The 9,937-nt window shown below is 58.8% G+C and carries 9 protein-coding genes and 1 tRNA gene; 2 read left to right on the top strand and 8 right to left on the bottom strand.

The window, feature by feature from the left end; all coding sequences use genetic code 11:
• The 4 genes from ATY80_RS24895 to metG form a co-directional block, all read right to left on the bottom strand.
• The coding region (locus ATY80_RS24895) for a helix-turn-helix domain-containing protein (RefSeq protein ID WP_141105592.1) at positions 1–104 on the bottom strand (104 nt) is incomplete at its 3' end.
• Positions 105–425: 321 nt separating this feature from the next.
• Entirely contained in the window at positions 426–1,256 is an 831-nt protein-coding gene (locus ATY80_RS24890) for an MBL fold metallo-hydrolase (protein WP_088694948.1), read from the bottom strand.
• Positions 1,257–1,260: 4 nt separating this feature from the next.
• The gene (locus ATY80_RS24885; RefSeq protein ID WP_088694947.1) at positions 1,261–2,043 is read right to left on the bottom strand and encodes a TatD family hydrolase; all 783 of its coding nucleotides are present in this window, start codon (positions 2,041–2,043) and stop codon (positions 1,261–1,263) included.
• 7 nt (positions 2,044–2,050) lie between these two features.
• Positions 2,051–3,601 (bottom strand): methionine--tRNA ligase, encoded by a 1,551-nt coding sequence (metG, locus tag ATY80_RS24880; RefSeq protein ID WP_088694974.1) that lies wholly within the window; start codon positions 3,599–3,601, stop codon positions 2,051–2,053.
• Positions 3,602–3,838: 237 nt separating this feature from the next.
• On the opposite strand from metG, the gene ATY80_RS24875 reads away from it, so the two are divergent.
• Complete coding sequence (locus tag ATY80_RS24875) at positions 3,839–4,639, top strand: sulfite exporter TauE/SafE family protein (RefSeq protein WP_088694946.1); 801 nt, start codon at positions 3,839–3,841, stop codon at positions 4,637–4,639.
• On the opposite strand, the gene ATY80_RS24870 is transcribed toward ATY80_RS24875, so the two are convergent.
• The 4 genes from ATY80_RS24870 to ATY80_RS24855 all read right to left on the bottom strand — a co-directional run bounded on the left by ATY80_RS24870 (position 4,640) and on the right by ATY80_RS24855 (position 8,823).
• Positions 4,640–5,665 carry a DNA polymerase III subunit delta' gene (locus tag ATY80_RS24870; RefSeq protein WP_088694945.1) on the bottom strand — a complete coding sequence of 342 codons (1,026 nt, stop codon included), beginning with the start codon at positions 5,663–5,665 and terminating at the stop codon, positions 4,640–4,642.
• Complete coding sequence (gene tmk, locus ATY80_RS24865) at positions 5,658–6,341, bottom strand: dTMP kinase (RefSeq protein ID WP_088694944.1); 684 nt, start codon at positions 6,339–6,341, stop codon at positions 5,658–5,660. Before tmk ends, ATY80_RS24870 begins: the two co-directional genes overlap by 8 nt.
• 115 nt (positions 6,342–6,456) lie before the next feature.
• Entirely contained in the window at positions 6,457–7,653 is a 1,197-nt protein-coding gene (locus tag ATY80_RS24860) for a D-alanyl-D-alanine carboxypeptidase family protein (RefSeq protein WP_088694943.1), read from the bottom strand.
• Between the two features lie 69 nt (positions 7,654–7,722).
• Positions 7,723–8,823: a septal ring lytic transglycosylase RlpA family protein gene (locus ATY80_RS24855; RefSeq protein ID WP_088694942.1), complete on the bottom strand. Its 1,101-nt coding sequence runs from the start codon at positions 8,821–8,823 to the stop codon at positions 7,723–7,725.
• A gap of 377 nt (positions 8,824–9,200) precedes the next feature.
• Between ATY80_RS24855 and ATY80_RS24850 the strand changes: the two genes are divergently transcribed.
• Positions 9,201–9,290, top strand: a tRNA-Ser gene (locus ATY80_RS24850).
• Positions 9,291–9,937: the final 647 nt, after the last annotated feature.

Below are 9,937 nucleotides of genomic sequence, written 5' to 3'. Positions count from 1 at the left end.
CGGCCGAGCTTCTCGGCAATACTCTCAACGCTCAGGCCAGTCATTCGCCACCGGGCGATCTTGCGTCGTTCATCCAGATCAATATGGGAGTAGGTCCGTTTCATTGCATCTTCCTTGCGAGTGATAACCCATTGGTATCATTCGCAAGTCGCACTTCATCCTTGAACCCACCCTCCTACATTTGTGAATCGCATAAGATAGATTATGGAACTATCGGGGCAATTGATGTCCACCGCGAACGTCATCAAGACGACCCGGATCAGATTTAAAAAAGACCTTCTCTTTCAGCTCATTATGAACGTACGTTGATGCTTGTTGAGAAAATCACTCGCCCTTTACCGGTCGCCGCTTTAACGGCGGCCCTGGCATGAGAAGTTTCAGCGCCAGAGAGCGCGAAGCGCATGCTAAAAAGCGTCAGACGGGTCTCAGACGCTTTCCAGCTCCGCCAACTCGATATCGAAGCTCATCTGGTCATAAGCTGGTGTGACGTGGTCCGGCGTCTCGGCCATAACGGTGTCGTAGTCGAGCGGGGTATGCATGTGGGTCAGGATTGCCCGCTTTGGCTTCAGACGATCAATCCAGTCCAAGGACTGTTCCAGCGACAGGTGGCTGGGATGATATCGGTACTGCAGCGCGTCGATAATCAGGACATCGAGATCCTGAAGTTTCGTGACAGTTTCCGGAGGAAAGTCACTGATATCACTGCAATAAGCGACATCTCCGATGCGGAATCCCAGCGACGTGATATCACCATGCTGCTGTGTGTGGGGACGGAATGAAATCGTGCCTCCGGCGCCGCTAATTCGCAGCGGCAGGTCGATGCATTCAATGATCTTGGGTTCGACGATCGGCGGATAGTTACTGCCGGGGGGCGTCTCCATGCAGTAGCCGAACCCCTGGCGAATGCGATCCATCGTCTCCTTCGTGGCATGGATAGGAACGCGTTGCTGTGATCCATAGAAATAGCCGCGAAGATCGTCGAGACCATGAATGTGGTCGGCATGCGGATGTGTATAGAGAACCGCATCGATGTGCGTGACGCCGGCGGCGATCATCTGCTCGCGAAAGTCCGGCCCAGTGTCGACAACGACGGTGGTGACGCCACCGTTGTCATCAAATTGCTGCACCATGAAGGCCGCACGGGTACGGCGGTTCTTCGGATTGGCTGGATCGCAGGCGCCCCAGTCACCTGTAATGCGAGGAACGCCGGGCGACGACGAACAGCCGAGAATGGTGAAACGCCGTCTGTATCCCACGCTGTCAGATCCTCGGCATCTTTGAGAAAATGCGGAATGCGTTCTCCGTCGTGATCCGCGCCATCTCTGCGTAGCTAAGTCCGAGCGTCTCGGCCAGAACCTCGGCGGTGTTCACCACGTAGGAAGGTTCGTTGCGCTTGCCGCGCCAGCGCTTCGGCGCAAGGTACGGCGCGTCCGTTTCGACCAATAAGCGATCATGAGGGATAGTCTTGGCAATGTCGCGTAATTCCTCTGATTTCGGGAATGTCAGAATGCCAGAGAATGAGACATAGCCGCCCAATTCGACTCCGACCCTTGCCAGTTCCGCGCCCGACGAGAAGCAATGGAGAATGAAGGGAAACGCCCCCCTGCCCGTTTCCTCTGTCAGGATTGCCGCCATGTCTTCATCGGCGCTGCGGCTATGGATCACCAGCGGCAGCTGTGTTTCGCGCGATGCATCGATATGGCGCCGCAGTCCCGTCTTCTGGTCCTCTGGCTTCTGCACGTCGTAGAAATAGTCCAGACCAGCCTCCCCGATCGCCACGATCTTCTCATGGGCCTTGGCCAGCCGCACCAGCTCTTCGGTCTGAATGTCGAGCTCATCTCCGGCGTTGTTCGGATGGGTTCCGACAGAACAGAAGACCGACGGATATCTCTCCGTGATCGCCAGAAGGCCGTCGAGCTTGCGCACCCGCGTCGAGATCGTCACCATCTGCTTGACGCCGGCGTCGTGAGCGCGCTTGACGATCTCGTCCCGCTCCTCTTCGAAGTCGGCGAAATCCAGATGACAATGCGTATCGATCAGCATGGCGTCCTCACGCTTCCGGCGCGACGTAACGCGGGAACACTGGCTTCGGCGCTTCGAGCGGTGTGCCGGCGAGGAGGCGGCCGGCCTCGCCGAGTGTTGCGAAGCCGCGCTTATCGGCAGGAGCAGCAACGAGATCCAGCAGCTTGCCAGCCGATTCCGGCACGAATGGCTGCAGCAGAATGGCGATTTGGCGGACGACTTCGGCCGTGACGTAGAGCACAGTGCCCATGCGCGCGGGATCGATCTTCTTCAGAGCCCATGGCTCCTGGCTGGCGAAATAGCGATCGGTTTCCGAAACGACGGAGATAATCGAGGCCAGAGCACGATGGATGAGCTGCTTGCCCATATCGTCGCGTGTCGTAGCGAGCAGCGCGTCGGCCTGAGCCAACATCGCCTTGTCCTCATCCGTCAGCGGACCGCATTCCGGGATCTTGCCGTCGCAGTTCTTGACGATCATCGACAGCGAGCGGCTCGCGAGGTTTCCGATGCCGTTGGCAAGGTCAGAGTTGATACGGGTGCCGATAGCCTCCTCGCTGTAGCTGCCGTCCTGGCCGAAGGAGACTTCGCGCAGGAAGAAGTAGCGCACCTGATCGAGGCCGAAGTGGTTCACCAGATTGACCGGGTCGACGACGTTGCCGAGCGACTTCGACATCTTCTCACCCTTGTTGAGCAGGAAGCCGTGCGCGAAGACGCGCTTGGGAAGTGGCAGCTTCGCCGACATCAGGAAAGCAGGCCAATAGACCGCATGGAAGCGGATGATGTCCTTGCCGATGATGTGAACATCGGCAGGCCAATACTTCGCGCGGGGACCGTTGCGATCCTCGATGTAGCCGGTCGCCGTAATGTAGTTCGTCAGGGCGTCAACCCAGACGTACATGACGTGAGACGGGTCGTTCGGTACCTTGATGCCCCAATCGAACGTCGTGCGCGAGATCGAGAGATCCTTGAGCCCCGACTTCACGAAAGAGATGACTTCGTTCCGACGCTCGGCCGGGCCGATAAAATCCGGGTTGGCTTCGTAGTGCGCGAGCAGCTTGTCCTGATATTCGGAAAGCTTGAAGAAATAGCTCGCCTCTTCGACCCACTCGACAGGCGTGCCTTGCGGGCCATAGCGCACACCATCGGCGCGCAGCTCGGTCTCGTTTTCCTGATAGTAAGCTTCGTCACGCACCGAGTACCAGCCGGCGTAGGAATCCTTGTAGATATCGCCGTTGTCGGCCATCAGGTTCCAGATGTTCTGCGAGGTCTCGTGGTGACGCTGCTGTGTCGTGCGAATGAAATCGTCGTTCGACGCATTGAGCAGCTTCGCCATAGCCTCGAATTCGCCGGAGTTGCGGTCGGCAAGCTCCTGTGCCGAGATGCCTTCGGCGCGCGCCGTCTGCTGCATCTTCTGGCCGTGCTCATCCGTGCCCGTCAGGAAGAAGACATCCTTGCCGTCGAGGCGCTGGTAGCGCGCCATGGCATCCGTCGCGATCAGCTCGTAGGCGTGGCCGATATGCGGCTTGCCGTTCGGGTAGGAAATCGCGGTGGTGATGTAGAAGGGTGTCTTGTCTGTCATGGCGGCCATTCGTGTCCGGCTTACTCTATAAAATTTGTCAGCCGCTCTTAGCGCATGTCATGACGAAGCGAAACACCAAGTTTCGAAAGCATCGGCGATTTACCGATGACGGACGTGCTGCACTTGACTCGATTTTAGACGCATTCTACCCAAAGAAAACTCAAAGGCGGAGCAACAGCGACGTGACATCTTCAGCACTCGGCAGCACCATTTCACGCGCAGGCTCGAGGTCGCTTCTTGACTGACCTTTCCAGTTTCAACCCCCTCTACTCCCTTTCGGGGCTTCTCGTCGGCACTCTGGTCGGCATCACGGGAGTTGGCGGCGGATCGCTCATGACGCCTCTGCTGGTGCTGGTCTTCGGTATTCATCCGGCCACAGCCGTCGGAACCGATCTGCTCTACGCTGCGGTTACCAAGACAGCAGGAACGGCTGTGCACGGGATCCACGGTAGGGTAAACTGGCGCATCGTCGGCTGTCTTGCCGCCGGCAGCGTTCCGGCCGCCCTCTTGATGCTCTGGCTGATGGCCGGTGTCGACCGAAAGAGCGTGGAAGTCGCCCACACGATCACGACAGCGCTTGGCTGGCTGCTTGTCATGACCGCATTGATGCTGCTCTTTCGCAAGCAAGTTCTGGCGTTCGCGCTCCATGCAATCGGAGAGCGCTCCCCGCCTAAGCCAGTCACGATTGGCATCTGGACAACGGTGCTTGGCCTGGCACTTGGCATCCTGGTGACGCTGACATCAGTTGGCGCAGGCGCCCTGGGCGTGACGGTACTGCTCGTGCTCTACCCGCGCCTTGATGTCCGCGAGATCGTCGGTTCCGACATCGTGCACGCCGTTCCCCTGACGCTGATCGGTGGCATGGGCTACTGGATGATCGGCGAGATCAACTGGGGCATGCTGTTTGCTCTTCTGCTGGGGTCAATCCCCGGCATCGTCGCCGGTAGCCTGATCGCACCGAAGCTTCATGAACGGACGATCCGCATCGTGCTGGCGTTGACGCTCGGCGTCGTCGCATGGAAGCTGCTCGCGCCGTGATCAAGGACCAGGCTGCTTGATGTCTCCGAGGATACCGAGGATCGTTTGCTTGCGATCCAGATTGTAGGCATCGGAAACCGTCAGTCGCTCGCCGATATCGGACTGCAACCGGGCCAGCCGCTCGGCCGCGGTCACCTGCCCCGCAATCGCCGCGGCCCGCGCCCTGCGCATCAGATCTTCGCCGACATAGCTGGCGAAGAATTCGAAGGTCGTATCGCTATCCTTGCTGGAAAGCGCATCCGCCAGCCGGTGCATTGCCCGCCGGGCGGATGCGCCCTGCGTTTGCAGAACCTCGTTATAGGCGGCAATGATCTCGCCGCCGCCATAATTCACAAGCTTCAGCGCCTCGCCCACGCTACCGTTCGCTGCCGCAAGAAGGTCGTGATCGGCGGCGTCGATGCCAAGATGTGCTAGCGCAGCGCCGAGGGCACGGTCATCAAGCGGCGCAAGTTTCAATGGCAGGCAACGCGAGCGAATTGTCGGTAACAGTTTGCCGGGTGCATGCGAGATCAGCAGGAATAACGCGCGCTTCGGTGGCTCCTCGAGAATCTTCAGAATCGCGTTCGCGGCATTGCGGTTCATGTCATCGGCTGGGTCGATGATGACGATGCGCCAATTGCCGGTGCCCGAGGTCTGCGAGAAGAACTGCCCTGCCCGCCTTACCTCATCGACTGTGATGGCAGACTTGATCTTCCCTGTCTTTTCGTCGACCGGTCGCGCCAGGTGAAGCAGGTTATGCGACGCGCCGGAAGCAATCTGGCGGCTGACGGACGAGGCCGGATCGGGATCGCCCAGCAATTCCGGTGCACTGGCTGGATCCGGATGTGTAAGCACATGGTTTGCAAAGCGGAACGCCAGCGTCGCCTTGCCGATGCCCGCTGGCCCCTCTATCAGGATCGCGTGATGGCCCTTACCCGAACGGTATGACTGCGCCAGAAATGCCTCGGCATCCTCGTGGCCAAATAGTTTCATGTTCTCGGCTGGCCAGATGGCACCGTCCAGCAATCCTGGCCGTTCATCACTCATGAGCTGCTTCCGCCATCTTGGCCGCTGCCGGGTGCGGCAGTCGCTTCTGGACGGCATCCAGAATCTCCGCCGCAATAACCTCTTCGGTCCGCATCGCATCGATGATGTGGCAACGGTCAGGCTCCCGCACGGCTATGTCAAGAAACGCTTCCCGACGCTTCTCGTGGGTTTCGAGCTCCTCCTTCTCGAACCGATCCGGACCCACATCGCCAGCAGCACCCCGCCTCCGGGCGCGCTCCAGACCGGCTAGCGCCGGCAGATCGAGAATAAGCGTACAATCGGGGACGATGCCATTGACGGCGGCGCGCTGCAGCGCCTCGATGAATTCCGATTCAAGATTGCCGGTCACACCCTGATAGACGCGGGACGAATCCATGAAACGATCGCAAAGGACCACCTTGCCGCTCATTAGAGCCGGTCGGATGACTTCCTCGACGTGATCACTGCGTGCCGCTGCAAACAGGATTGCCTCCATGCGCGTGCCAAAGGCCTCGGCAGCACCCGACAGAAGCACATGACGCACGGCTTCCGCGCCGGGCGAACCACCCGGCTCTCTCGTCAACAGCACGTCGTAGCCGCGAGCACGGAGAGACTCGGCAAGGCGGCGGATCTGCGTCGACTTGCCCGCACCCTCCCCGCCTTCAAACGTTACAAACAACCCAGTACCGGATGCCAATGACTACTTCCTGCATTACGGCGATCACCCACACCACTGCCGTACATCTAGCGGAAGGCAGCGAAAAGCGAAACCGCCCGACGACAACTCTCACCCTGAACGGCGAATATGGCGATCACGTGGGTTCGGGCTTATCCCACAGCCACGAGAACAGCAACGTCTCGCCGAGCTCCATGAGCGCATCGACGGCGCGGCTGCCCAATGAGCCGACTGCCACGGTTTCTTTCGTGTAGAGCGGCACCTCACGCAGCAGACGACCACCAGCAGAGATCCGCAATGTTCCGATTTCGTGGCCCGCCTCCACGGGAGCCGTCAACGGCCAACGGTAGACGATGCGTGCGGACAACCGCTCGGGATTGCTGATTGGTATGTAGACGCTCACAGGCGTCTTCGCGACAAGATCGACGTTTCGTGACGCTCCGCCGTAAACGCTCGCCTGCCCAATCACTTCCGCATCGCCAAAAATCTGCCTGCTTTCAAAGGCTGTCAGCCCCCATTCAAGCACGCGCTTGGCCTCTTCGGTGCGCTCCTTGTCGGAGGCAATACCTCCCAGTGCCATAAAGAGCCGCCTACCGTCGCGTTCGGCTGAAGCGACGATGGAGTATCCCTCCCCCTCCGCAAAACCTGTCGCCAGGCCATCAACCCCCATGCCGAAACCGAGCAGCGGGTTGCGGTTGCGCTGGAAGATCCTGTTCCATTCGAAATCGGGCTGAGCGAAATATAGGTATAGGTTCGGGTAGGACTTCTGCAATTCGGCAGCCAGCGTCACCATATCAAGCACCGTCGTCTTGCTCTTGCCGTCAGGCAACCCCGTCGAATTTTCGAAAATAGACTGCTCCATGCCGAGCGTTTTGGCGCGCCGCGTCATGGCCGCCGCAAAGGCCGGCTCACTACCGCTCATTCCTTCCGCAAGAATGATACAGCTGTCATTGGCGCCTTGAATGGCAATACCCTTGATCAGATCCTCGACGCGGACATTCGATTTGAGGGCGGCGAACATCGTCGCCGTGCGCGACGGCGCACCGCCGGTTCGCCAGGCATATTCGGAAACGGGATACAGCGTATCGAGCGTGATCTGGTTCTTTGTGAGCGCGTCGAAGACGAGATCAACCGTCATCAGCTTAGCAAGCGAGGCCGGCGAGAAGGTCTGATTCTCGTTCTTCGCAAGAAGCACTGTGCCAGTAGACGCCTCGATCATGTAGGCCTGCGCAGCCTTGGTCACGAACGAAGCGTTGGTATCGCTGCTCGCTGCAACGGCCCCCGTTGCAAAAGGCAGAAGACAGACACAGAGGCGAACGAAACGCTTCAACACCGAAAACCCCACAGTTCGGGCGACCTTGGCGATGCTAACGGCGCACCGAGAACGACGCAATGATCGCCGTTACTCGCCGCGTGCGACCGCCGCCTTCTGCCGTTTGAAGGATGCCAGGATCGCGTCCTGCGTGAGACCGTCGTTACGAACCATCACTGCATCGAAAGCGAGTTCGACGGTAACGGTTTTCGCACTCTCTTCCTGGTACCCCATCGCCAGAGAACGCTGTCCTCCATAGGGACGTTCATATGGGAAAGGGCCGAATTCCGGCAGAATGACCATTTGCCCGGCGGTTGGCGCTGCAAGCGGTGCTGCGCCACCGAAAGACGGCGACGGCATCGGTGTCGGAACGGGCGCGGCGTTGTAGCTGGCGCTCGGGGTCGAGCCAGCATAGGACGTCGCCGAGACCGGTACCGGGACACTCTCCGGTTCAGGCGTGAAGCCGCCGAAGCTCTCGAGTTGGTCGGCGGTTATGCGCTTGCTGTTGGAGGCGACCATGACCCCGCTGGCGATCTGCCCGCCGCCCGGGTTGATACCCGGAATGCGACTGCCCTTTGGCACATAGGAGGCCATCAGATAGGGCATGTCGTGACCATCCATGCGCGCCCGACCGACATACTGAACACGAACTTTTCCGGTACCGCTGTGCTGCAGGTCAAGCATATCCGCCGTCTTGTTCGACAGGTCGATGATGCGCCCTTCGTGATACGGACCACGATCATTGACGCGCACGATAATGGACGAACCGTTCTCCGTATTCGTCACACGTGCATAGCTCGGCAGAGGAAACGTCGGGTGTGCGGCGGAAAGATGCATCTGGTCATATACTTCGCCGTTTGCCGTCAGACGACCATGAAAGGCCGAGCCGTACCAAGATGCGATGCCGACCTTGTTATAGGAGAAATCTTCCTTCGGGTAGTACCACTTCCCCTTCACCACGTAGGGGTCCCCGACCATATAGCGGCCACCGCCCTTCGGGATATTATTGCCGGTGGCAACGCGCGGGCTCGCCTTGACGCCGTATTCCTTCTCAGAGAAATATTCCTTGCCGTGGGTACGTTTCGTGGGCGTCGGCGCGGTACCGCATGCCGTAACTGTTGCGCAGATGAGCGACAGCCCAACCCATCGCATCCCCGCTGCGAATGACGCCGCCCCGTAGTCTCGTTTCATATGTCCCACGCCGCTCAAGACCGTTATGGTTAAGAAATCTGCCCCGATCGGGCCAGACACCCCTAATCCCACCAACCTAACGAGACTTTAATCATGCGGCTTTCGTGGCGAATTTGCGAAGCATTTCGCCCAGATAGGAACAATTCTAATTAGTATGGTTAATAAGTCACTAATTTAACACTCTGAACAATGCAGTCGGCGCCCGCCCGGCAGAGCGTGCGCCAGGGCGATATTCCCTTCCCGTAGCCATCCGCCAAGCCGACAGAACCAGTTGACGCTGTCCCCGAACGGCTTTAAACGCTGCATGGCCTGAGCTCACCGCGACGGCGACAGCAGAAAAGGCGCCAGCTCCGAAAGCGACGTCAAATCAACTGTATGGAAGAGTGTCCGAGTGGTTTAAGGAACCGGTCTTGAAAACCGGCGTGCGGGAAACCGTACCGTGGGTTCGAATCCCACCTCTTCCGCCAATTTCACTGTTTTTGTTACATAATTTCGAATTTTCGCCAATAGTTTCATGTTTATCATAACGCCATTTCTGGCGCGAAAAACCCGCTGGTGGTTAGCCGGTGTCTGCAACCTCTCGGAAAGCCGGCGCTTAGCCTCTTGAGTAGGCAAAAGAAAAGGCTCGCCACTAAGAACAGGGGACGAGCCTTTTGAGTCATGTCGATGCTGCCTGTCACGATAACCTTCCGTGACGCTCACAGGAGTGGATCAAGAACGCTAAGATGGCTCTAATATAACGAGGCGCCGTATCGAGCAACCGGAACGTGCTATTTCGACCACCTGGCATTGTGGTGAATGAGCAATGGCAGTAGAACCTAAGCATGAGACCGTTCGACACGCGCGCCATGGGCGCCCGACTGGAGAACGCCTATTCAAGCTGAAATCATTGAAGGAGGGCTGGCAGCCGCACAAGAGCCAAGCTCGACACCGGCGACTTTGATCCTGCAAACCACTGCGTCGAGGTATCGGTACCGCTCAGAGTGAAAATCCAAATCCCGATAGACGCCAATCGGAAGCTGATGTGGAACGACGCAGGCATGCGATGCGCCTGTCGCTGGACGCAGCCCGGTGTTGTGTGTGTAAAGGTCCAGGCGCTGGCGATCAGAGCTGC

It is taken from the genome of Rhizobium sp. R711 (genome assembly GCF_002211365.1).
Lineage (GTDB): Bacteria > Pseudomonadota > Alphaproteobacteria > Rhizobiales > Rhizobiaceae > Rhizobium.
Note: the sequence above shows the minus strand (reverse complement) of the source record. Positions and strands in the feature narration are given on the sequence as shown.

Excerpts from the sequence above, each read along its gene's own strand:
- ATY80_RS24885 (WP_088694947.1), bottom strand. The coding sequence starts at position 2,043 with ATGCTGATCGATACGCATTGTCATCTGGATTTCGCCGACTTCGAAGAG.
- metG (WP_088694974.1), bottom strand. The coding sequence starts at position 3,601 with ATGACAGACAAGACACCCTTCTACATCACCACCGCGATTTCCTACCCG.
- ATY80_RS24870 (WP_088694945.1), bottom strand. The coding sequence starts at position 5,665 with ATGAGTGATGAACGGCCAGGATTGCTGGACGGTGCCATCTGGCCAGCC.
- ATY80_RS24855 (WP_088694942.1), bottom strand. The coding sequence starts at position 8,823 with ATGAAACGAGACTACGGGGCGGCGTCATTCGCAGCGGGGATGCGATGG.